Genomic DNA, 22,264 nt, shown 5'->3' on the forward strand with positions numbered 1-22,264 from the left:
TGTGTGCTAGCCTTCGGGAACTCTGGATCGCTGCCATGCTCACCTTATAATAATTCCACTTTTTATGATCAATTTTTTGAGTGTTTAATCTATTTTTCAAAGTATTTTTGATTATTATGCTACTTCTCTAATACTGATTTTACGTAAGGGGTTCTAATATTGATTTTACGTAACGGTTTCTAATATTGATTTTACATAAGGGGTTCATGTTTCTTTGATAACGTTTTTTTAAAATTGTTTTATTTGCTCATTTTATGGTATATGCCCTTCTCATCTTTCACAGCTAGTAAGGGTGTTTTGCGCAATGGGTAGCAATGGGATAATATGAGAAGGTAAGTGAAGATCTGATGAAAGAATCTACATCTCAACAGTTGAGATAGACAAATTGTGTTTACTCATCAAAAATGTACTTGAAGAAGAATAATTCACTAAAAGGATGAGCGTTAATAACTAAAAAATAAAACGATATCAGCTGATTAATAGGGATACATTAAGCAAAAAATAAAAAAAATTTACCTGAAGGATTTTAGTTAAAGGTAAATCCAAATGGTAAATTATCAAAGTTTGAGAGAGGGTCTGAATACCTCTGAACAATATTTGTCGAAGATTTGGTCTTCAACCTGCTCGAATAACTTTTTATACTCTTTCGATTTAGGGTCGTGCTTGCTCATAGTTTTCTTGACTTCAGCATTCATCTTATCAAGAGTTTTCTGGTCGAAACCTTCCGTGTTCTCCATAGTAAACATAAAAATCATACTCTGAAATTGCCTTATTTAGGCACTACATTTTTAAGTCGTTAGTCCTTGTTACCGACATAATATTGCTGTACAATTTAAGACTTAATTCGTAAATATTTAATACATAAACATATTAGTCCGGTAATTTACTCAACATTATTGATAAATTTCCAAAAAATTTGAAAATATATTCATTCAATAATTATAAGTTTTATATTATTTATCTAATATATTAGCTTTCTCTTTTTAAATCAGAATTCGTATGTACTATATAAAAACACAATCTCAAAATTCTAATGTTAGAACTTTAGAAAGTCTGTTATATTACACAAACGTTAATTCAAATATATTTCAAATAACAAGTTACCTATTTGGCTACTCATATAAATATTTTACACTTATGTAATGTCCCACAGGATTTATACATTGTTACATTAAGTATATGAATATATAATGATTGCCTGATTCCATGAAAAGAAACCTGACAGATATTTGCCTCAAAGACACTTAAATAAAGGGTTTCTAGAAGACCTTTCTTGGCTTTAATAAGAGGGTGAGCCTTTCGCAGTCGAATATTTTATCTGGTTTATGGGGTTAATTTTATTAGCTCTTCGGAGTACTATAGTAATATAGAGACATAGAAAAGTATTCGAGTTGATAACAAAGTGCGACCAGTCTCACAAAGAGTGAACGCGAAAAAAACTCATGAAAATAATACCGAGTTTGGGAAATCTACCTCCGAGCTTCTTATTCTGAAGCCTGAAGGTTATCCGTTAAGCGGCATGATGGACGAATATCCTGTTATTGAAAATCGGGATGTTTTTGAGTTCTATGCCAGGGAACAGTGGAACGGCTATGTTGCTCGTAAGGGAGATTATCTCTTTGACCGTCGGATGTTCCCGGATTTTGCTTATCGCATCATAGATGTGGAACCTGCAGAATCCATAATAGGAAGTTCAACTTCAATTATTGTAACTGAAGAGGAAAATGGGCTTCCTTCCTCGGCAGAAATAAAGAGTAGCGTTAAGTTTGAGGACGTAATCGGGCAGGAACTTGCAAAACAAAAGTGCAGGCTGATCGAACGCTTCCTTGAAGAACCTGAACGCTTTGGGAAATGGGCGCCAAGAAATATCCTCTTTTTCGGGCCTTCAGGTACCGGAAAGACCATGCTTGCAAAAGCTCTTGCGAATAAAACCGATGTTCCTATCATTCCTGTTAAAGCTACACAGCTTATAGGAGAATATGTGGGAGACGGAGCTCGCCAGATCCACCAGCTCTATGACCGAGCAGAAGAGATGGCTCCCTGTATAATCTTTATTGACGAGCTTGATGCCATAGCCCTGGATCGAAAATTCCAGGAGTTAAGAGGAGATGTAAGCGAAATTGTAAACGCTCTTCTGACCGAAATGGATGGTATAGTGGAACGTGACGGAGTATGTACTATCTGCTCCACAAACAGGATCTATTCTCTAGATTCAGCCATAAGAAGCAGGTTCGAAGAAGAAATTGAGTTCGTTCTTCCCGGAGAAGATGAAGTCCTTCAGATATTCGAGTCAAATGTAAAGACCTTTCCTCTGCAGGTAGAAGATGTTGATTTCCATACTCTTGCAAAGAAAACGAAAGGACTTTCAGGCAGGGATCTTGTAGAAAAGGTCTTGAAAACAGCCCTTCATCAGACAATTATAGAAGACAGGGAAATAGTAACAGGCAAGGATTTCGAAACAGCTCTTGCAAAACTCGCCAGAAAAGACACCCTACAGGATCCCTCTGAACTGTATGTTTAAGCTGTAAAAAATATATTAAGCAGAAAGATAGGTACGTTATTTTAACTACACTATTTTTTTAAGTTGCTTATTTTTAATGTACTGTACTTTTTGGCTCTTAATTTTTGCAAGCTGCTCAGTTCTCGCTTTGTATTCTGTTCAGACCATCTGGCGTGCCTAATGGAATTTAACCCTGGTGTCCAGGCTCAAAACACTAGCTGTACGGCTTATTCAGGAAAAGAACAGGAAGGGGAAAAATCACTCCCATAGCTTGGAAAAAATTAACCCCTTGATGACACTTCTTTACTCTCTTTATCGATCATTATCTTTAATAAAGCAGCAGCTACCTCTAAAGAAGTATATTCTTCCTGAATAAGTTTTTCAACTAAATTACTATATTCTCCCAGATTTCCTGCATCAACAGTATCCTTAACAGTTTCTAAAATTATGTTTGTTCTTATTTCTTCAACATCACTGACAGAAGGAATTCTTTTAGCTATAATTTTAGTTTTTGTGAATTGCTGGATCTGTCTTATTCGATAGACTTCTTTACCTATCACAAAAGTGAACGCAAGCCCTGCTTTTCCTGCCCTGGCTGTTCTTCCGATTCTATGTACGTAGTACTCATCATCCGTAGGTATATCGTAGTTAAAGACAGCCTCCAGATCCCCTACATCGATTCCCCTGGCTGCTACGTCAGTTGCTACCAGGACATCAATCTCCCTTTTCCGGAACCTGGACATGACAATGTCTCTTTGCTTCTGCTGCATATCCCCATGCAGGCCATCAGCTAAGTACCCTCTCATCTTGAGATCCTCTACCAATTCGTCCACACGTTTTTTCGTGTTACAAAACACCAGCGATAATTTCAAATTATAATAGTCAATTAAACGAGCCAGAGCTTCCGGTTTTGCCTGCTGTTTGACCTCAATATAAAATTGTTCGACATTGGGGACGGTCATTTCCTTATGTACCAGTTTTATGAATTGAGGGTTGTTTTGATATTTTTTCGTCAAATCCAGGATTGCTTTAGGCATTGTTGCAGAGAAGAATATCGTCTGTCTTTGCTCCGGGATTTTCTTTATAATAGTCTCAATGTCTTCTCTAAACCCCATATCCAGCATTTCATCCGCTTCGTCCAGTATGATTATTTTCACGCCCTTCATTTTCAAAGTGCGGCGGTTAAGATGGTCCATAACGCGCCCAGGAGTGCCGGTAATAATCTGGACGTCTTTTTTTAACGCCTTAATCTGGCGGTCTATAGGCTGCCCACCATAAATGGGTAAGATCTCAATGCCCTTTTTATATTTTGAGAGCTTTTTGATCTCTCCTGCTACCTGAATCGCCAGCTCTCTAGTTGGACATAAAATCACAGCCTGGAGCTCCTTCCTTTTCGGGTCTATCCTCTCTAAAACCGTAATTCCGAAAGCTGCGGTCTTCCCTGTCCCTGTAGGAGCCTGTCCGATAACATCTCTGCCTTCCAGCATATAAGGAATGGACTGAGCCTGAATTGTGGTAGTCTCCTCAAAACCCATATCTTCTACTGCCGTCTGTATTTCTTTTGATAAATTTAAATCTCTAAACCCTGAACCTGCCGTATTTAACCCTCCTCTTTCAGTCTCAACCTGCTACCTTTTACTAACCCGGCTTTATTGCCGCGAGTGAAAATACATTATGAATTTACTTCCTCAGTATAATCTGGCTTTCTTCTAAATCTTAATCTTGGTTATGTTAGTATAATCCAGCCAATAGTATAATGAAAAATATTATATAATGAAAAATATAACAATTTATAAGGTACATATTTCCTGAATTCAGATACTTTCAGAACTATTCTTGATATTGCCTTTCCACTTTTGAGACTAAAGTTCCGAGCTTTAAAGTCGAAGTAATGGTAATTCACTTTATCAGGCCACTTTTCCATTTAATTCTACGAATCTTGATTTATTTAGCATGAAAATGCTGCCATCAGCATGCATTTTCATATAGTTGTGCATGTTATTCAAGGAATATCATGTTTGTTTTCTATGAAAGATTAGTTCGGAAAGTTGAAGGTAGTTTTGAAATAGTTTTGAAGTTATAGCAAAGATAGTATAAACTCATTGGCTTTTTAAAGTACTACTTTTTTTAAAGCACTGTGATTTACACACTTTCTTCTTTGCCTGAAAGTCTGGGAATAGTTTTATGTATAAAAATCGTTATTTTCTAACAGAAGTGTATCTGAATTTAAGGTCTTAGATAGAGATAAAATAAGTATTAAAAGGGATCCTCATGAGTGAAATACGTGAAGTCGACCGGTTTGAGTGTAAAGTTGTAAATGTAATTCAAAACCTTATGTGGAAAGGTATAACAGTAGAAGAAAACGGTACAAAAGGCAGAGTATATTTCGGAAGAGTAAATGGCGAGCTCAATATTAATCATGGAGACACTCTTTATTTAGGTATCAGGCCTGTCTATGAAGTCGAGGACAAAACCATGCGTGTCACACTTTACGATGGCGAAAATAAAAAACTGGATTGGACTCTTGTCTGAATTATTCTGACTCTGTTGCGATGCAGATTATATCTGCTATAGCTTCTTTTCGCTAAAATTTCTGGATATAAAAACCTAAGAATGCCTTAATTTTCTCTAAAGACTATTTAGAGTTTTTTTGGAGCACTTTGAATTATTATATTCTATTTTATATTGCTCTAACCTATGTCACTTTAACTTATGTCACTCTAACTATGTTACTCTCACAGAGTAATCCATACCTTCGTTGTTATAACTATACCTTCGTTGTTATAATTATACCTTCGTTGTTATAATTATACCTTCGTTGTTATAACTATAACTTTTTTGAATAAAAAATGGTTAAGCCTTATTTCGACCTGTACGGGATTTCAATTTCCATCAGGTCTTCGGCTATAATCACATTTTCAAACACTTTTTTCGAATCGTTAAGGAGAGGTTCAGCATCATCAGTATACCGAGAGCTTATATGAGTAAGGATCAACTTCCTGACTCCTGCCTCCTTTGCAAGAACGGCGACTTCCCCTGCTGTCGAATGTTTGGACTCTTCAGCCCAATCTGCCATCTCGTCTGCAAAACTGCCATCATGTATCAGCACATCTGCATCCCGGCTGGCTTCGAGAATGGGCTCACAGGGCCTGGTGTCTCCACTGTATACAATAGTTCTCCCTGGCCTTAAAGCTCCCATTACATTCTCAGGTTTTACGATCTTTCCATTGACTTCTACCGGATTTCCTTTTTGCAATTTTGCGAAAAGAGGGCCAGGAGGAATACCCAGTTCGATTGCCTTTTCCCTGTTAAAACGCCCTGGGCGGGGATTTTCTATAAGGGCATATCCGAGGCTTGAGATACTGTGTTCGGTTTTTAAAGCCCGGATCACATATTCTCCTTTTTCCACAACATCTCCGGGTTTCAACTGGACACCCTGGACTTCGTACTTAAGGTTAAAATAGCCAAGAGCCTTAAAAAGCTCAGTAAATTCCCTGGTTCCCTCAGGACCGTAAATCAGAAGAGGTTCTTTCCTTCCCATGAAAGACATAGTCTGGATCAAGCCAGGGATTCCAAGGAAATGGTCCGCATGGAAATGACTGACAAAAATAGAGGACAGGCTCATCATCCCTGTCTTTGCCCGCATCATCTGCTGCTGGGTTCCTTCTCCACAGTCGAATAGGATAAGCTCTCCTTCCCGATTGACCATTACTGCAGAAGGGTTTCTGTTGCGGGTAGGCAGAGAGCCTCCAGTACCAAGAAAAATTATGCGAAGCATATCGAACTCACTAACTACTTAAGAGGTATTTATTAATTGCTATCCGTCTTAACGACGGAATTTCAGAAGCGGAGCCTCATACAGAGATATATAAGGTTCGATATATACAAATTACATAGATAAAACTATGTTAAGATGGGATAGTATTTATTATAAAAGCCCTTTAAACCCTACAGATTTACATTTCTATCAAACCTTCCTTTTAGAGACATACTTTCTTCTCGGAAAAGTAATTTATTATTAATCGGGCTTCCTCAGCCAGGATAGAAGTTATCTGTTAAAATCTGAAAAACATGAGAAGAGAGAAAAATCATCTATCAGGAATATAAAGGAAAAAAGGAACCGTCATCATATGTCAGGAAATTACGGAAAAGTTTACCTTGTAGGTTCGGGCCCTGGAGACCCAGAACTTCTTACCCTGAAAGCCCGCCGTCTGATTGACAGTGCTGAAGTAATTGTTTATGACCAGCTTCCTGGAAAATCTATTCTGGACTCAATGCCAGCAAGTGCGGAAAAGATCGATGTTGGAAAATACGCAGGCAATCACACTATGACCCAGGCTGAGATTAACGAGGTACTTGTGCAAAAAGCAAAAGAAGGAAAGACTGTAGTCAGGCTTAAAGGAGGCGATCCCTATGTCTTTGGGAGAGGGGGCGAAGAGGCTGAGGTACTTGTGGCAGAAGGCATTGAGTTTGAGGTTGTGCCAGGGATTACCTCCGCAATTGCAGTGCCAGCTTATGCCGGAATTCCGGTGACTCACAGGGAGAGTACTTCGATGGTTACTTTCATAACCGGGCATGAGGACCCCACAAAGCCGGAGAGCGGACTTGACTGGGAAGTTCTGGCAAAATTCGAAGGAACAATTGTAATCCTTATGGGTGTGAAAATGCTCGGCCGGAACGCAGAGGAGTTAATAAAGCACGGCAAAGCCCCGGATACTCCTGTTGCAGTTATTGAGAGAGGGACCAGAGCCGATCAGAGAGTAACTGTAGGGACTCTTACAAATATCGCCAGCCTGGCAGAAGAAAGAAAAGTAAAGGCGCCAGCTATTACTGTTGTAGGGGATGTTGTACGCCTTCATGAGATTCTCAGGGAACAGCGGACAGGAGCTGACTTTTAACCTGGCACGAAAAGACCTGGATATAACAGGAGAAGGTAATATGACAGAAGAAAATAGACCTGTCCTCGCAATTATGAGGCCGGAAGGCTACAGGGAAAAATCAGAAGCCCTTGCGCAAGATTATGGTTTTGAGCCTTTATACGTCCCAATGATCCGGCTTGAAGGCATAAAAGACGAAGGGTTTGAGCCCTTCATACAAAGAGTTCTTGCAGGAGCTTCGGATTATGTAGTTTTTACCAGTGCAAACGGAATAAGTTTTACTCTGGACAAGCTTTCTGAGACTGAAAAGAAAGATTTTATCACAGCGCTTAAAAAGATCAGGGTAATTGCAATCGGACCTAATACGGAAAAAGAACTTATAAAAATAGGAATTGACAAATCTTTCCTTCCAGGGGACTACAGTTCGGAAGGAATTGTAAAAGCTCTTTGCTCTGAGGTAAAAGGAAAGAAAGTAGATCTTGCCAGAAGCGCTTTTGGGGCTAAGGTCTTAATAGAAGGGCTTGAAAAGTGCGGAGCTACGGTTTATGAGACCCACGTGTACACTCTCAGTATTCCTGAAGGAGCGATCCAGAAAGAATTGATAAAGCGCACGCTCGCAGGAGAAGTGAACGCTTTTGCTTTTACAAGTTCGATGATGGTTAAAGGCTTTATGAAGCATGCGAAAGGGCTGGGAGCAGAGGAAACTATAAAAGAGTCTCTTAGCAGGGCTGTGGTAGGAGCTATAGGAACGCCTACAGGAAATACTCTGAAGAAATATGGAGTCAATGCAAACGTGATTCCCGATGAGTTCACTTTTGAAGCACTGTTAAAGGCTATAAAGAACCAGCTTTGAGATTTTGAAGGATCGACATGATAGGCATTTCAAAACTTTACTGCGGAACCGTGGAACCCTCAGATGCCCTCCGCTATGGAAGGGAATCAAAAAAGCTTCCTTCTCACTTGCTGCAGTTTTCAAAAGATAAAAAGCCAGTTGTGGTCTGGAATATGACCCGCCGCTGCAACCTGAAATGTGTCCACTGTTATGCCCAGGCAAAGGACATAGAATTTGAAAACGAGCTTTCTACTGAAGAAGGTAAAGCTCTTATCGATGACCTTGCAAGTTTCGGAAGTCCGGTAATCCTTTTTTCCGGAGGGGAGCCAACCTTGAGAAAAGACCTGCCTGAGCTTGCGGCTTATGCCCGTGAGAAGGGAATGAGGGCTGTGATTTCTACAAACGGGACGCTCATAGACCGAGATATGGCAAAAAAACTAAAGGAAGTCGGCCTCTCTTACGTAGGAGTTTCGCTTGACGGGATAAGACAAACTAATGATAAGTTCAGGGGCGTGAAAGGAGCATTCGATGCAGCTCTAAGAGGGCTTCACAATTGCCAGGAAGAAGGCATAAAGGTGGGCTTGCGTTTTACAGTTAACAAGCAAAATGTCAGGGATATTCCTGCAATTTTTGATCTGCTTGAAGAAGAAAATATTCCGAGAATATGTTTCTATCATCTGGTTTATGCAGGTCGGGGCTCAAAAATGGTAAAAGAAGATCTTTCCCTTGAGGAATCCAGGCAGGCTGTCGACCTGATACTCGAGAGGACAAGAAAACTTCACGAAAAAGGTTTTCCTGCTGAGGTCCTGACCGTGGACAACCATTGTGACGGCCCCTACCTTTATATGAAGCTCCTCAAAGAAAATCCTGAAAGGGCTGCCGAAGTATTTGAACTTCTTTCCATGAACCAGGGTAACTCTTCAGGAATAGGTATAGGATGTGTATCCTGGGACGGTGCGGTACATGCCGACCAGTTCTGGAGGCATTACTCCTTTGGGAATATACGGGAGCGCCCATTCAGTGAAATCTGGACTGACCTGAGTGATAAACTCATGGCAGGACTTAAAAACCGAAAACCCCTGATAAAAGCTAATGGGGACAGATGTGCCAGATGTAATTGGCTCGATGTTTGCAATGGGAACTTCAGGGTACGGGCCGAAGCCGTATACGGGAATGTTTGGGCAGATGACCCTGCATGTTACCTTACAAAGGAGGAAATTGGGTATTATGAAGTCTGAAATTTCAGGCTTTATTTAATTCCGGTTTATCCAATTCCGGTTTATCTAATTTCTATTTTTTTCTTAACTTCCCAAACAACTATTTTTTAGATTTTCTTCCATAAGCCTGTCACCACTGGCTTTTTTCCTTCGAGTTATAACTTTTATGATTACTTATTTAACAGGGTTGGAAATGTACCATTTTGGAACGCACGTTTCAAACCCATCATACCATTCCAGAACATTTTTAGCTTGCCTGAGCATTGTGCTGATTTCTTTATTTCCGAATTTAATTGCCCAGGGAATTGATGAAAGCTGGTTGCTCGCAATATATAAAGCCATTAATTTGAAAAATAAAACTGGCACTTCATGATGAAAATAGCCGTTTATGCGTCCTGATGCAAAGAAGGTACTTATATCTGCACACCAGGTAATGCGGTTGAATTCTTCCCAGGGGTCACCGTAATCAAGCCTGTTAAAATCAATGATTCCTAACTCTCCGGACTTTGTAATAATCATATTTCCGGCATGATAGTCTCCGTGTTGGAAGGATTGAGGGCGATTTTCCAATAAACATCTATTTTGTTCGATATATTCAATTATTTTATCTGCTCCCTCAAAGCAAATCCCACAAGCTTCATAATCTGCGATATTTCTATTTATTTTTTTATTGAAACGATCCGACCATGAGATCTGACTTTCTACCGCAGGAACCTGATGCATAATTCTTAATATTTCTCCAGCTTTCACACCAAGCTTATACTGCTCTTTGCTGCTCAGCTCTGGAAGGATATGTTCTGCATCCTTCCCTGCAATCCAGGTTAGTAATGAATAGACGGATTGACCATTATTGCAAACTCCGAAACTAATGGGACGCGAAATTAAAATGTCAATGTTAATGTCATCAAGCCGCTTTACTGCTTCAAAATCTCGTTTCTTATTCTCATACTGAGAGATGTCCGCTATTCTTAGTAATAATTCTCTTCCATCTGTACTTCGGATATAATACTTCTGATCGTTTGACCATCCCTTATTAATCGGTTTGACGATTTGCCATTTACAAGAATCAGGGATTTCATTATAGAGTTCAATCACGCTAACAGCTCTGTGAAATTAAAGCTTGATATTGTCGTTTGTTCAGTCAAAATTTTAGTTTTTTCTTTTTATAAATAGTCACTTATTTATCTCAAATGCGTACTTTCAAGAAATAAAATAGAAAGCAGTTAAAGGGGAGTAAACAAACATACAAAACTGATTCGCTTATTCCTCATTTTTTGATTTAAAAGTCTGATATACTCATGGCAGAGAAGATATTTTTGCCTGTTTGTTATAAACGACGGAACAACAAAAACAAATATTCAAAGAAAAAAGTTAGCTTCATGCCCAATTCTTTCTATTATCCTCAAAACTATGGGAAATCCTTCTTTAAATAAACCTGATCGATAAGTTGTTTACCACATTCGAAAATTGGATGGTCATAGTTGTCAATAAAAAAATTCCTAATATAATGTGACATAACAAATCCGCAATTTTTATAAAACTGGATAGTAAGAGGACTATCTCCCGTACCAACAAGCATGGTTTTGCATTTGCCTTTATAATATTCAAAGATGAATTTTACAAGTTGCCTGCCGTAACCCTGTCCCTGATACTTTTCATAAGTTGCTATGTTTTTCAATTCGTAGATACCATCATCTTCGCGTGTTACTACACAGAGACTTTTCAAATCGCCATCATACAGAGCAAACATATCCCCGCGATCTAAATATTTGTCAATCATATCTTCTTGTTCGTCTGCTAAAAGCAGTAAATCAAGAAATTGTTTTTTATTATCCAGAATTATTTCAACTTTCATGGCAATAACCGCCATATGCAGCAGTGTTTGTGTATTCGAAGTGCAATAATAATATGGCCGATGTCCTGCGAGCCTTAGCTTGAGAGAGAGGAATAAGCTCCTTACAGTTAAACACCAATAACAATATAATATATCGAAACTATGGTATACTGTTTATCCAAATATAGTATATTGTTTATCCAAAATATAGTATACTGTTTGTCCAAATATAGTATACTGTTTATCTAAATATAGTATACTGTTTATCCAAATACAGTATACTTTTGCCAGTACTGCAAAATCAACAAACAAAACTGACATCTACACTATAAAAATGTACTTGGAGATAAGAGTATACTGCGGGAAAAACACAAATGTGGAAGTATTTCTGAAAAAGTGGGGGTAATTTGAGTTGGCATCTCGCCATGTTAATACTTTAAACCCTGGTGACCCTTTTAGGGACTGGCTTGTTAAAGAAGTTGTTGGAGATAGGCTACGGAATAAAAGCTGCTCTGTTAATGTTTTTAAATACAATTCCTCCCATACGGTTTGCAGGTACCAGTTCAAAGGTGAACACTTCAGCGTTATGGCAAAGTTTTTTGCAGAACCTACTGGTCAGTTGAAAGACTACAACCCTTCTAAAGGAATGATGAACGAATATCGGAATCTTAAAAAAGCTGCTTCTGTAATAAATGTTGCAAAACCTCTTGCAATCAATAAGAAGTTCAACTGTGTCCTTGTAACGGAACATATACCTGGAAAATCTCTGGGCTGGTACATAAGGCACGAAGAAAACCTAGATGCGAGGCTTTCTGCAGTTGCGCACATGCTCAGACAGTTGCATGAAAACACAAAATCTTTCTACAATAAGGAAAATGAATTCAGAAATTATCATGATGTTCTGGGTCATCTGAAACTGGACCACAACACTAGAGAGACATTCAATAGGTTACTTGGAGAATGGTGGTATAGTTCCCTGCTTAACAGGGAATACGGCTGCATGATCCATAGGGATGTTAATCCCTCAAACTACATCTTTTGCAAAGGTAAACCATATGCCCTCGATTTTGAAAGTTCCTGGTTCGAGGCCAATCCTGTCAGGGATCTCGGAATTCTAGCCGCAGAACTTAAAAACGAGTTCGAGCTGCATATGGGAGGAGGGGAGAAAGCTGAACCGTATATAGGAAATTTCCTATGGGAATACAGCATCGATGAAAAAGACTTTTACTATATTACCAGAGCTCTACCTTTTTTTATGAGTATAGGACTTCTCCGTTCGGCAAGGCTTCACCAGGGCGACTATAGAAATTATCTCATTAGAGAAGCACGTGAATGTTTAAAGGCAATTAATTACAGATAAAGCATGAGAAATTATCTTGTCAGAGAAGCAACTTGAGTGCTTTAAGGCAGTTAATTATGGCAAAATCCGAAGTTGAAGCTTGAAAAGGGATATGGGAGGAAAGAGCATATCGGAGAATCACAGGCCTGATGTAGGCAAGGATGAAGTTACATTTCTTAGTCATTCTCTTGCAAAAGGGGAGGAGGCATTTGAGAGCTGCCATATAAAAGGGGTTATTTTTGACTGCTATGAGACCCTCATTGACATTCATACTGAAGAGCATAGCCTGGAGACATATAAAGTACTGAGCGCATGGCTTGCTTATGAGGGAGTGAAAATCGAGCCCGAAAAGCTATGGGATACTTATATGTTTAAGGTCAGGCAGAAAATGGAGAATTCCAGGGAAGTGTACCCCGAAATCAAGGTAGAGGAAATCTTTGCAGAGATCTGTAAGGAAAATTCGATCTGGAATATTGATGAAAACGGCCTTGGAGTAGAAGCCTCAAGGGTCTTTCGGGCAGTTTCTATACGGAAACTCCGGGCTTTCCCTCAGAGCATCAAAATGATTGAACATTGCATAAACATTCCCAAGTGTGTAATCTCCAACGGGCAAAGAGTTTTTTCTGAACTGGAACTCAGGTTTCTCGGGCTCCACGACTATTTTGATTTTGTTATCTTCTCGTCGGATTTAGGGTATAAAAAACCTGATCTAAGGCTTTTTATGACTGCGCTCAAAAGAATGGGCCTTGAACTCGAACCCAAATGTGTCATGTCAATAGGAGACTCTAACGAAAATGATCTAGAGCCTGCAAAAAAGCTGGGAATGCGCACAATGCATATTGAAGAAGCCTGGAAGCAATTCGGATCGACAGATTGATTCCATAAACTTCCTATCTTCAAAAAATTCTTCAAAAAATATTTGGGAGAAGATCCACTCAGTGTTTATCCCAATTATTTATGTTTATTCGTTTTTCTTCTTTTTCTTCTTTTTCTTCTTTTTCTTCATGCGTACTTTTATTCAATATGTCCGAAATTTCAGGCAATACCTTTTAATTCTTTTCTTCGAACAGCCGGATTCCACCAGACCACAGCCGATCGATATTTTCTGACACATGGTTCTTCTCCAGAGTCACTGTACAACGCCTCTCGAATAATCTCCTCAACCTCAGGTGTGACCTCCGTATAGATTGAGTAGAAAACCCTGTACATCCTGAGCATGTTCTCAGGTGTTCTCTTACTTGTATAATTGATAAGCCTTACATGAGGAATTCTTCCGCACGTGTAAAGTAAATTATAGATCAAAGGGTATTCAGGGTACTGAGGATAAGGTGTATTGCCCATGATCTTCTTCCAGAGTTCGGCTTCAAATGTTTGCCCTGTGCCAACTCCACCAACCACACAGCAATATCCCTGTGTTGCCTCTTCCATCCGGCTTATCTGAGTCATAATGTCACGAAACATCCATATGACGGTTGAGGTGATAGTAAGGTCATACCGCTCCCTGAAATTTTCAATGTTGATATCCTGCCAGATTTTCGGAATAATATCATAGTTACTCACTCCGGCTTCCAAAGCATTTTGAGAGATCATGCGTCTCATTCCCTCGGCAGGTTCAACAGCAGTTACATGGTCAACCTTCCTTGCAAAGGGTATTACAAATGTTCCCGGACCTGCACCAACTTCAAGGACCCTGGAGTGAGGAGAAACAATTCCATGGAGGGCAAGAGTAGAGTATACTGATTCTCCGAACTCGTAATTATTTGTCCGTCTGGATTCCGAGTAGTCCTCTGCCCTTTCATTCCAGTCATCGAGCTCATAGTCTCTGAACATAATCTTTGACCTGGCATCATAACTGTCTTCCCAGTATCTGACCCAGTCTATAGGGGCTGTAAGAGAGTCGGAAGTCATGCTACCTTCCACCATAGTACTCCCATCCTGCCGCTAACCTTATACATGCCCTCTTTTGCATGATTTTGAACGTGTTTCTGAATCATTTCACTATCCCTGTAGTTAAGAGGTCGATATTTCTCTACAAGTTTCTCAACCGAAGTAATTGCTGAGGTAACCGACCTCGTAAGTGTGTAATCGATCGCATCAACGTTTGGACATGCTCCAGAATCATTGAGAAGATTGAACACTGTGATGAACTGATCAAATTCACCACCATCGATCCCTAGATCCTCCGTTAGTTCTCGGCTTTCTGAAGGAGCCTCAAACCCATGAGCAAGGCAACAGTACCCTCTGGACACTGCCTCCATCCGCCGGACCTGCGAAAGAATATCCGAAAATTGCCAGAGTGCATGGCAGCAGATAACCAGATCATAGTTTTTTAAATAAACTGCCTCATCCACTTCCTGCCAGGTCTTAGGGATTATCTCTATATTGGAAAGCCCTCTATTCTGCGCATATGACATCAATGCTGCTGCCATCCTCTCAGCAGGCTCTACAGCTGTCACCCTGCACACTTTTTCTGCAAACGGGATCGTTATTGCACCAGGACCGGACGCTATATCTAAAACATGCCAATTCCTCCGCAGTAACCCTTCCTTTTCAAAAAGGTTGAGGATATTACGTCCATGATTACAATCACTTGCCAGTACCATATCAGAATAATCTTCTGCTCTTTGATTCCAATAATTTGTGGTAGAAAGCCTATTCATTTCATTAATACCTGCAGCCCAGGCTGTCTCCCAATCAATTTGTGTAATCATACTATTCCTTCTAAAATTCTAATTATCCAGGTATTAGTGTTAAGATATAATAATTTATTTCTTTATTATGGCGAAATATATGAAAAAGAATATAAATAGTAACAACATACACCCTGTAATTGTTATGACCTAAAATATGCGATGTAGCAAGATAACCATGATTCTTGACGTTCAACAGCTGTATGTACATTTTCCCGTTTCAAGCACCGTTATCAGGGCGGTTGATGGGGTTGATATTAACATCGAACAGTCCGAGACACTTGCAATTATAGGGGAAAGCGGTAGCGGAAAATCTGTACTGGGACTGGCGCTACTGGGGCTCTTGCCTGCGAACTGCACTGTAAACGGTGTAATACGATATCATGGGAATAATCTTTTAACTCTTTCTGAAAATGAACTTGAAATGATCCGTGGCAGAAAGATTGCATGGGTTCCTCAAAACCCTACAGGAGCAATGAATCCTTCGATGACTGTGGGAAACCAGATAGGAGAACCAATCTCTCTCCATATAGAAAAGAACAAAACTAAAATTAGAAAGAAGGTTCTTGAACTTCTTCAATTCGTAAGAATAATTCCCCCAGAGGAAAGAATAGATTCCTATCCTTATTCATTCAGTGGTGGAATGCTTCAACGCTCACTTGTTGCGATGGGAATTTCAGGCCATCCGGAAGTACTTGTTGCAGACGAGCCTACAAAGGGTATAGACATAATGAATAAGCAGGCTATCACCTACCTTCTTCGGGTTTTACGTGAGGAAGGAATTACTCTGATTATCATCACACATGATCTGCCTTTTGTCCAAAATTTTGCGGACAGGATTGCAGTTATGTATTCCGGAAGGATAGTGGAAATAAGAGGGAGGCAGGAGTTTTTTGATGGGCCACTGCACCCCTATTCTAGGGGACTACTTCGTTCGCTCCCTGAGAACGGTCTTCACCCCATACCATCCGGAACAGAAGATTCAGAAGAAAACGATGGAGGGTGTAGGTTCAGGGTTCGATGCACATTTGCGATAGAAAGGTGCAGGATTGAGCCTCCGCTCATCCCTTTTCCGGACGGATCGGCTGTCAGATGCTGGTTGTATGATAGAAGGGAGAAAGTTGCATGATTGAAGGAAGAGACCTGACAAAGATATTCTCTCCCGACTCTACGGGAAAAAACCGGATCATTGCTGTTGACAATGTAAATATCAGGATCGAAGCTGGAGAAACTCTCACTCTTGTAGGAGAGAGCGGATGTGGAAAGTCTACTCTCTCAAGATTGCTTCTCTTGCTTATTCCTCCAACACGGGGAGAGATATTCTTTGAGGGCCAGGCTCTTAAAGGGCTGAAGGGAAAAGAACTCCACTCTATCCGGAAAAAAATTCAGATTGAGCCACAACAGCCTGAAAGCTCCCTGAACCCCAGGTGGAAGATAGCTTACTCAATCTGTGAACCTTTTCGCATACATCCTGATTTGTTACGCGGAAGGCAGATTGAAGAAGAGCTGAAAAGACTTATTGGGCTTGTTGGGCTTGAACCTGAGCAGGCAGCCCGATATCCACATCAACTCAGCGGTGGAGAACTGCAGCGTGCTGTTATTGCTCGTGCTATCGCGCTTGAACCTGCCTTTCTCATATGTGATGAACCGACTTCAATGCTTGACGTGTCCACCCAGGCATCTATTATACATCTCCTGAAAACACTTCAGAAAGACCTCAGATGTGCCCTTCTCTTCATTACTCACGACCAGGGACTTGCACACGCTATTGGAGACCGGACAGCTGTAATGTTTGCCGGGCAGATCGTAGAAGAAGGACGAGGTGTTCTGGATAGGCCCTACCATCCATTTACTCGTAGAATAACATCAATCTCGGATTCCGGCTCCTTACAACCATCGGAACCTCAAGGGAAGAAGATTCCAGGTTCATGCGTATATTATCAATTCTGCCCGAAAAAGACCGAAAAATGCCTGCACAGCCCTGAAATGATGGAATACGAAGATAGACGGGTGCGTTGCCATAACTTTTCATCTGCTTGATAACTTTTCATCTGCTTGATAACTTTTCATCTGCTTGATAACTTTTCATCTGCTTGATAACTTTTCATCTGCTTGATAATCTACATTCTCTCGATATCTCCTGATGGATTTTAGCGATACAACCACATGCCAGGTGTTTACTCAAATAAATCCTGGATTGTCTTAACAAGTTCTCCTGGATTGTCTTAACAGTTTTCCCGGATTGTCTTAACAGTTTTCCCGGATTGTCTTAACAGTTTTCCCGGATTGTCCCAACAAATCGTTCTGAATTATCACAACAGGTTACCCAAACTTAAGATGATTACTCTAAAACTTCCAGTTCACGTGATTTTTGTAGAGTTTAATGTTGATATGTAACAGTATCGGATGTGATTGGCAAACATGAAAAGAAAAGAGGGAATTCTATTTATTTTGCTGGCTCTCGTTGTCCTGGGAGCAGGTTGTACAGACAAAGAACAAAAAGAAGAAAATCAAACATCTCAAACATTATACATCTCAGGTCAATGGAGTCCCACCTCTATTGATCCGCACCTATCGGGTTATATGCCTCAGAGGCTAGGATACGCAGAGACTCTTGTAGGAGTTGATTATGAAGGAAAGATTATCCCAAATCTTGCAAAATCATGGGAAGTTTCCAGCGATGGAAAAAAATGGACATTCAAATTGAGAGAGGGAGTCCTATTCCATGATGGGACACCTTTCACAGCCGAGATTATGAACAAATCTCTCGAAAGATCCTTTATCCAGTCGGCATCAACATTCGAAAAAATTCCTGTAACGTCGATTGAAGCTCCCGATAACCTGACATTAGTGATCAACCTCAATTCAACTTTCCCTGCACTTCCTGCCTATCTTTCCAAAGGAGAAAGTGTTGCCCTAGCTCCCGGGTCTTATGATGCAAGCGGAAACGTGACAAAACCTATCGGCACGGGGCCTTTTATCTTTGAGTCCTGGAAACCGGAAGAAGAAATTGTTGTCGTCAAGAGTCCGGATTACTGGGGACATGTTGCTTCAGTTGATAAGGTGGTATATCGGGTAATTCCTGAAGAACTTACAAGAAAGATGCTCCTCGACAGTAAGGACATTCAGGTAGCAATGATTCTTTCGCCCGATGTTGCTGATAAATATACAGAAAAGGCTGATTATACAGTCCTTGAGCAGCCGATTGCTCGTGTAAGGATGATTGCTTTCAATACGGAAAAGGAGCCCTTCAACGATAAAAAGGTACGTCAGGCTATTAATTACGCTATGGATAGAGAATCAATAGTGAATTCTGTCCTTTACGGATACGGAACCACAGCAGCAGGACTTTTTCCTCCTCAGTTTTACTGGGCAAACAAGGATATTGCTCCTTATACTTATGACACGGAAAAAGCAAAAAAACTCCTTAATGAAGCAGGATGGACTGATTCGGATGGGGATGGAATTCTTGATAAAAACGGCAAACCTTTAAAAATTACATTAGTCACTTATCCTGAAAGAGCAGAACTGCCGCCGATCGCTGAGGTGATCCAGCAGCAGCTTGAAAAAGTAGGCATAAAGACAGAACTTAAGGTTCTCAATACCGATGCCGCAAATGCCCAGAGGAATAAAGGGAATTTTGATATGTACCTCGTAGGAAGAGGATTACTTTTCGTACCTGATCCTGATGAGATAATGATGACGGACTATCACTCAAACGGTACTTCAGGCGACGGGTGGGGAGCATATCGCTGGCACAATGATACTGTAGATAAGCTAATTGAACAGGCCAGAACCACTTCCGATGAAGATGTCAGAAAGAAACTCTATGATGAAGTTCAGGAAATTGTTGTCGAAGAAGCGCCTGTTGCGTATCTTAACTATTATGTTAATATCGATGTCACAACTTCGAACATAAAAGGATACAGTCTTCACCCTACAGAGTATTCTTTCGACCTTCAGAATGTTTCAATTGCCTGATGTGGGTATTCTACCCACACTATTTCATTTATAAGAGTTTGAGTAAGAATGATACGTAGAATTATACTGAACCGTCTATTTCAAATGATACAGGTCATGGTAGGGATATCTCTCATCACTTTTGCAGTGATTTCCCTTTCTCCAGGAGATCCAGCTGAAATTACGCTCAGGGCTACTCTTGGTACCGAAAGCCCACCTAAAGAGGCAGTAGCCAGACTTCATGAAGAAATGGGGCTTGACGATCCATGGCATGTCAGCTATCTAAAATGGATTTCAAGGGTTGTGCATGGAGATCTTGGATATTCCTATCAGACAAAAAGGAGTACTCTTGAAGAGATAATACGTGCTCTGCCCACGACTTTTTGTCTAGCCTCTATTTCAATGCTATTCTCGGCTATCATAGCTATTCCGCTTGGAATTGCAGCAGCTCTGAGACAGAACGGGTTTGTAGACCACATTTGCAGGCTTACTTCAATAGTTTGCCTCTCGAGCCCTGAATATTTTGTTGCTATAGTTTTTATGCTCGCAGGAGGCATCTATCTGGATATCTTTCCGATTGCAGGAACAGGAGGAATAGAGTACTTCATTCTTCCATCCCTGACTCTCTCGGTTGGCCTTATTGCAATTACAATGCGTATCATGAGGACAAGTATGATTGAAACGCTTGAGCAGGATTATATGAGGACAGCACGTGCAAAAGGACTCAGCCGTAGAAAAATTATTCAACGACATGCTCTAAAGAATGCATTGCTCCCTGTCATTATATATACGGGTACCCAGTTCGGATGGATTTTCGGAGGGGCAGTTACCATTGAAAGTGTTTTTGCACTTCCAGGACTTGGGAGGCTTCTTGTTAACTCTGTTTCTTCGATGGACATCATGGTGATGCAGGGATGTATGCTTACCTTTGCGATGATTGTAGTGCTTATTAATCTCTTCGTCGATCTCGTCCAGCTTTATCTCGACCCATCAGTCAGGGCTCAGGGAGAATAATAGGAAGAGTATTTATGGAACACTCATATTTTGGCGAAAAACTGGCAGTTCTCGAAGTGAAAAGAGTATGGGGAGTTTTACGGAGCAATCTAACGCTTACAATAGGAGTTCTGCTGTTCATTTTTATCTCAATGATGGCTGTAATGGCTCCGGTGATTTCTCCACATAACCCTGCAGAGATGCATCTTGAAGAAAGGTTATCTCCTCCATCAGCATCTTTTCCTCTTGGGACAGACCAGTTTGGAAGGTGTATTTTCAGCCGTATATTATATGGTGCACAGACTTCGTTCTTCATTGCAATCGTTTCAACTCTAATTATCGTGCCTGCAGGAATTATAATAGGAATGTATGCAGGTTATTTCAGCAGATGTGATGCTTTCTTGATGCGATTGGCAGATATCTTTCTTGCTTTCCCCAGTATAGTTCTTTCAATTGCGATTGTAGGAGTTGTAGGCCCAAGTCCTGCAGGAATTATTTTATCACTTTCCATTCCTGGCTGGGCAAAGTATGCACGGTTAATCCGGGGGTCCACTCTTTCGCTGAAAAACAGCGGGTTCGTCGAGGCAGCCAGGGCAATTGGAGCGTCTGACAAGTACATTCTTTTCCGCCATATTCTTCCCAACAGTTTTGGACCTATTATTGAGATTGCAACGCTTGGATTGGGATCGAAGATTATTTCAATTTCAGGGCTTGGATTTCTAGGGCTTGGGGTTCAGCCTCCTACCCCGGAATTGGGAACAATCCTGAAAGATGGACTTGTATACCTTCAGACTGCACCTATGATGGCTTTATCTTCAGGAGGCATGATAATGCTGTTTGTTCTTGCGGTAAATCTCATAGGTTCCGAACTGAGATCAATTACCGATCCCCGGTCTGACACGATCGAACTTTAACTGGCAGGCAAAGAGCAACATTGCGATTTCATTGTTTAGGACGTTCATCATTGAATGGAAGTTTTCATCGAGTTTAAGATTTTCGTTGAGTGGAACTTCTTTATCTAGTGGAAATTTTCCATCGATCAATTTGTCAGCTTCAAGTTGTTTGAAAATTCCAGCTATTACATATTGCATGGAGAACTAAATAATTAAATATGGATTAATTATATTGATCTGCTTACATACCAAAAGCAGAGTTATGCCTTTGTAGTTTAGGATAGCCATTCTTCAAATAATATTGCATACTCATAAGTATCTTGCCAAATCGGGTTTCCTTGTTCATCAGACTTAAAATATATGTTTTTGAGCAAGTGGCCTTCTTTTCGAAAATGTAATCTTTCCAGCAGTTTCCATGATGCTTTGTTTTGAGGATTGCACATGGCAATGACTCTCCTGGCTTGTAGATTTTTAAATGCGTAATTTAAAACTGCTTTACAACTTTCGGTCGCATATCCATATCCTTGATATCTAGAGTTAAAGACATATCCGAGCTCCCATGTAGAATATTTTTTTGGGTATTGTTGCTCAATATAAATATTTCCTATCAATTTATCAGTATTTTTCAAGCAAACTGCCAAAAAAGATTCTTGATTTGACCTTTTTATTGCTTCTAATTTGCATTGCGCTTCAGTAAAAGTATCATAAGGTTCAAATTTCACAACTGATGCATCAGACAGATAATCATACAAGTCTTTCCAATCTGCGGGTGTAAATTTTCTAATCATTACTCTATCGGTTTCTATTTCGCGCAAAATTAAACCTCCATTCAGGAGAGGCTCTTAAATTAGAGTTCTATTTAAAAATAATTTCTATTTTAATTTTGTAAAGTTATCGGTTAGTTACTCCACTCGGAAAAAATTTCAAGTAGATCTATACTATATAAATAGAATTCTTTATGAATGGATTTTTCTACTTGTATGATTTTCATGATGATTATTAAGTCGCCAAGTTAAGGTTAAATCTATTATTCTCAGTTTTTTAGCTCCAAACCGATATTACAAAATTTATATGTAGAAGTAAAAATCTATATACTGATAGTCATTCCTAATATGGGTATTTACAAAAT

General features: G+C 40.1%; 20 protein-coding genes. 12 read left to right on the forward strand and 8 right to left on the reverse strand.

Translation table 11 applies throughout. From position 1 onward, the window contains the following. Window positions 1-557 precede the first annotated feature (557 nt). Entirely contained in the window at window positions 558-746 is a 189-nt protein-coding gene (locus tag ASJ81_RS16770; RefSeq protein WP_095645355.1) for a hypothetical protein, read from the reverse strand. Window positions 747-1,402: 656 nt separating this feature from the next. On the opposite strand from ASJ81_RS16770, the gene ASJ81_RS16775 reads away from it, so the two are divergent. After that, window positions 1,403-2,521 carry an AAA family ATPase gene (locus ASJ81_RS16775; protein WP_095645356.1) on the forward strand — a complete coding sequence of 373 codons (1,119 nt, stop codon included), beginning with the start codon at window positions 1,403-1,405 and terminating at the stop codon, window positions 2,519-2,521. Window positions 2,522-2,781: 260 nt separating this feature from the next. On the opposite strand, the gene ASJ81_RS16780 is transcribed toward ASJ81_RS16775, so the two are convergent. After that, complete coding sequence (locus tag ASJ81_RS16780) at window positions 2,782-4,035, reverse strand: DEAD/DEAH box helicase (RefSeq protein WP_095645357.1); 1,254 nt, start codon at window positions 4,033-4,035, stop codon at window positions 2,782-2,784. A 736-nt stretch (window positions 4,036-4,771) separates the two neighbouring features. On the opposite strand from ASJ81_RS16780, the gene ASJ81_RS16785 reads away from it, so the two are divergent. Beyond that, window positions 4,772-5,032: a hypothetical protein gene (locus ASJ81_RS16785; RefSeq protein ID WP_095645358.1), complete on the forward strand. Its 261-nt coding sequence runs from the start codon at window positions 4,772-4,774 to the stop codon at window positions 5,030-5,032. A gap of 328 nt (window positions 5,033-5,360) precedes the next feature. Here the strand turns inward: ASJ81_RS16785 and rnz are convergent, their stop codons facing one another. Continuing rightward, window positions 5,361-6,278, reverse strand: a complete 918-nt coding sequence (gene rnz / locus ASJ81_RS16790) for a ribonuclease Z (protein WP_095645359.1) — start codon at window positions 6,276-6,278, stop codon at window positions 5,361-5,363. 352 nt (window positions 6,279-6,630) lie between these two features. Here rnz and cobA point away from each other — a divergent pair, with 352 nt between their 5' ends. From cobA to ahbC, 3 genes are read left to right on the forward strand one after another with little or no spacing between them, the layout of a single operon-like run. Further along, window positions 6,631-7,398 carry a uroporphyrinogen-III C-methyltransferase gene (gene cobA, locus ASJ81_RS16795; protein WP_095645360.1) on the forward strand — a complete coding sequence of 256 codons (768 nt, stop codon included), beginning with the start codon at window positions 6,631-6,633 and terminating at the stop codon, window positions 7,396-7,398. A 40-nt stretch (window positions 7,399-7,438) separates the two neighbouring features. Beyond that, the gene (locus ASJ81_RS16800; protein WP_095645375.1) at window positions 7,439-8,230 is read left to right on the forward strand and encodes a uroporphyrinogen-III synthase; all 792 of its coding nucleotides are present in this window, start codon (window positions 7,439-7,441) and stop codon (window positions 8,228-8,230) included. 17 nt (window positions 8,231-8,247) lie between these two features. After that, window positions 8,248-9,447: a 12,18-didecarboxysiroheme deacetylase gene (gene ahbC / locus ASJ81_RS16805; protein ID WP_095645361.1), complete on the forward strand. Its 1,200-nt coding sequence runs from the start codon at window positions 8,248-8,250 to the stop codon at window positions 9,445-9,447. 153 nt (window positions 9,448-9,600) lie between these two features. On the opposite strand, the gene ASJ81_RS16810 is transcribed toward ahbC, so the two are convergent. Together ASJ81_RS16810 and ASJ81_RS16815 are read right to left on the reverse strand one after the other, a co-directional pair. Then, entirely contained in the window at window positions 9,601-10,521 is a 921-nt protein-coding gene (locus ASJ81_RS16810; protein ID WP_095645362.1) for an aminoglycoside phosphotransferase family protein, read from the reverse strand. Between the two features lie 313 nt (window positions 10,522-10,834). Further along, window positions 10,835-11,281, reverse strand: a complete 447-nt coding sequence (locus tag ASJ81_RS16815; RefSeq protein ID WP_095645363.1) for a GNAT family N-acetyltransferase — start codon at window positions 11,279-11,281, stop codon at window positions 10,835-10,837. A gap of 391 nt (window positions 11,282-11,672) precedes the next feature. Between ASJ81_RS16815 and ASJ81_RS16820 the strand changes: the two genes are divergently transcribed. Both ASJ81_RS16820 and ASJ81_RS16825 read left to right on the forward strand, forming a co-directional pair. Next, a complete protein-coding gene (locus ASJ81_RS16820) occupies window positions 11,673-12,620 on the forward strand; it encodes a phosphotransferase (protein WP_095645364.1) in 948 nt (315 codons plus the stop codon). Window positions 12,621-12,711: 91 nt separating this feature from the next. Further along, entirely contained in the window at window positions 12,712-13,476 is a 765-nt protein-coding gene (locus ASJ81_RS16825; protein WP_095645365.1) for an HAD family hydrolase, read from the forward strand. A gap of 158 nt (window positions 13,477-13,634) precedes the next feature. On the opposite strand, the gene ASJ81_RS16830 is transcribed toward ASJ81_RS16825, so the two are convergent. After that, on the reverse strand, window positions 13,635-14,507 hold the full coding sequence (locus ASJ81_RS16830; protein ID WP_245860235.1) for a class I SAM-dependent methyltransferase: 873 nt from the start codon (window positions 14,505-14,507) through the stop codon (window positions 13,635-13,637). Further along, a complete protein-coding gene (locus ASJ81_RS16835) occupies window positions 14,504-15,310 on the reverse strand; it encodes a class I SAM-dependent methyltransferase (RefSeq protein WP_095645367.1) in 807 nt (268 codons plus the stop codon). The genes ASJ81_RS16830 and ASJ81_RS16835 overlap by 4 nt, the downstream gene beginning before the upstream one ends. Window positions 15,311-15,467: 157 nt before the next feature. On the opposite strand from ASJ81_RS16835, the gene ASJ81_RS16840 reads away from it, so the two are divergent. The 5 genes from ASJ81_RS16840 (at window position 15,468) to ASJ81_RS16860 (ending at window position 21,156) form a co-directional block, all read left to right on the forward strand. Continuing rightward, entirely contained in the window at window positions 15,468-16,418 is a 951-nt protein-coding gene (locus ASJ81_RS16840) for an ABC transporter ATP-binding protein (RefSeq protein ID WP_245860236.1), read from the forward strand. After that, window positions 16,415-17,329, forward strand: a complete 915-nt coding sequence (locus ASJ81_RS16845; protein ID WP_095645368.1) for an ABC transporter ATP-binding protein — start codon at window positions 16,415-16,417, stop codon at window positions 17,327-17,329. Before ASJ81_RS16840 ends, ASJ81_RS16845 begins: the two co-directional genes overlap by 4 nt. A 381-nt stretch (window positions 17,330-17,710) precedes the next feature. Continuing rightward, window positions 17,711-19,270, forward strand: a complete 1,560-nt coding sequence (locus ASJ81_RS16850) for an ABC transporter substrate-binding protein (protein WP_095645369.1) — start codon at window positions 17,711-17,713, stop codon at window positions 19,268-19,270. A gap of 48 nt (window positions 19,271-19,318) precedes the next feature. Then, complete coding sequence (locus tag ASJ81_RS16855) at window positions 19,319-20,263, forward strand: ABC transporter permease (protein ID WP_095645370.1); 945 nt, start codon at window positions 19,319-19,321, stop codon at window positions 20,261-20,263. 14 nt (window positions 20,264-20,277) lie between these two features. Beyond that, window positions 20,278-21,156: an ABC transporter permease gene (locus ASJ81_RS16860; protein ID WP_095645371.1), complete on the forward strand. Its 879-nt coding sequence runs from the start codon at window positions 20,278-20,280 to the stop codon at window positions 21,154-21,156. A 254-nt stretch (window positions 21,157-21,410) separates the two neighbouring features. On the opposite strand, the gene ASJ81_RS16865 is transcribed toward ASJ81_RS16860, so the two are convergent. Beyond that, window positions 21,411-21,950: a GNAT family N-acetyltransferase gene (locus ASJ81_RS16865; protein WP_212556102.1), complete on the reverse strand. Its 540-nt coding sequence runs from the start codon at window positions 21,948-21,950 to the stop codon at window positions 21,411-21,413. Window positions 21,951-22,264 lie beyond the last annotated feature (314 nt).

It is taken from the genome of Methanosarcina spelaei, from assembly GCF_002287235.1.
GTDB classification, from domain to species: domain Archaea; phylum Halobacteriota; class Methanosarcinia; order Methanosarcinales; family Methanosarcinaceae; genus Methanosarcina; species Methanosarcina spelaei.

Bases quoted from the DNA above. Each gene is read 5' to 3' on its own strand.
- ASJ81_RS16770 (WP_095645355.1), bottom strand. From the start codon at position 746: ATGTTTACTATGGAGAACACGGAAGGTTTCGACCAGAAAACTCTTGAT.
- ASJ81_RS16780 (WP_095645357.1), bottom strand. From the start codon at position 4,035: ATGGGTTTTGAGGAGACTACCACAATTCAGGCTCAGTCCATTCCTTAT.
- ASJ81_RS16785 (WP_095645358.1), top strand. From the start codon at position 4,772: ATGAGTGAAATACGTGAAGTCGACCGGTTTGAGTGTAAAGTTGTAAAT.
- rnz (WP_095645359.1), bottom strand. From the start codon at position 6,278: ATGCTTCGCATAATTTTTCTTGGTACTGGAGGCTCTCTGCCTACCCGC.
- cobA (WP_095645360.1), top strand. From the start codon at position 6,631: ATGTCAGGAAATTACGGAAAAGTTTACCTTGTAGGTTCGGGCCCTGGA.
- ASJ81_RS16800 (WP_095645375.1), top strand. From the start codon at position 7,439: ATGACAGAAGAAAATAGACCTGTCCTCGCAATTATGAGGCCGGAAGGC.
- ahbC (WP_095645361.1), top strand. From the start codon at position 8,248: ATGATAGGCATTTCAAAACTTTACTGCGGAACCGTGGAACCCTCAGAT.
- ASJ81_RS16815 (WP_095645363.1), bottom strand. From the start codon at position 11,281: ATGAAAGTTGAAATAATTCTGGATAATAAAAAACAATTTCTTGATTTA.
- ASJ81_RS16825 (WP_095645365.1), top strand. From the start codon at position 12,712: ATGGGAGGAAAGAGCATATCGGAGAATCACAGGCCTGATGTAGGCAAG.
- ASJ81_RS16830 (WP_245860235.1), bottom strand. From the start codon at position 14,507: ATGACTTCCGACTCTCTTACAGCCCCTATAGACTGGGTCAGATACTGG.
- ASJ81_RS16835 (WP_095645367.1), bottom strand. From the start codon at position 15,310: ATGATTACACAAATTGATTGGGAGACAGCCTGGGCTGCAGGTATTAAT.
- ASJ81_RS16840 (WP_245860236.1), top strand. From the start codon at position 15,468: ATGATTCTTGACGTTCAACAGCTGTATGTACATTTTCCCGTTTCAAGC.
- ASJ81_RS16845 (WP_095645368.1), top strand. From the start codon at position 16,415: ATGATTGAAGGAAGAGACCTGACAAAGATATTCTCTCCCGACTCTACG.
- ASJ81_RS16850 (WP_095645369.1), top strand. From the start codon at position 17,711: ATGAAAAGAAAAGAGGGAATTCTATTTATTTTGCTGGCTCTCGTTGTC.
- ASJ81_RS16855 (WP_095645370.1), top strand. From the start codon at position 19,319: ATGATACGTAGAATTATACTGAACCGTCTATTTCAAATGATACAGGTC.
- ASJ81_RS16860 (WP_095645371.1), top strand. From the start codon at position 20,278: ATGGAACACTCATATTTTGGCGAAAAACTGGCAGTTCTCGAAGTGAAA.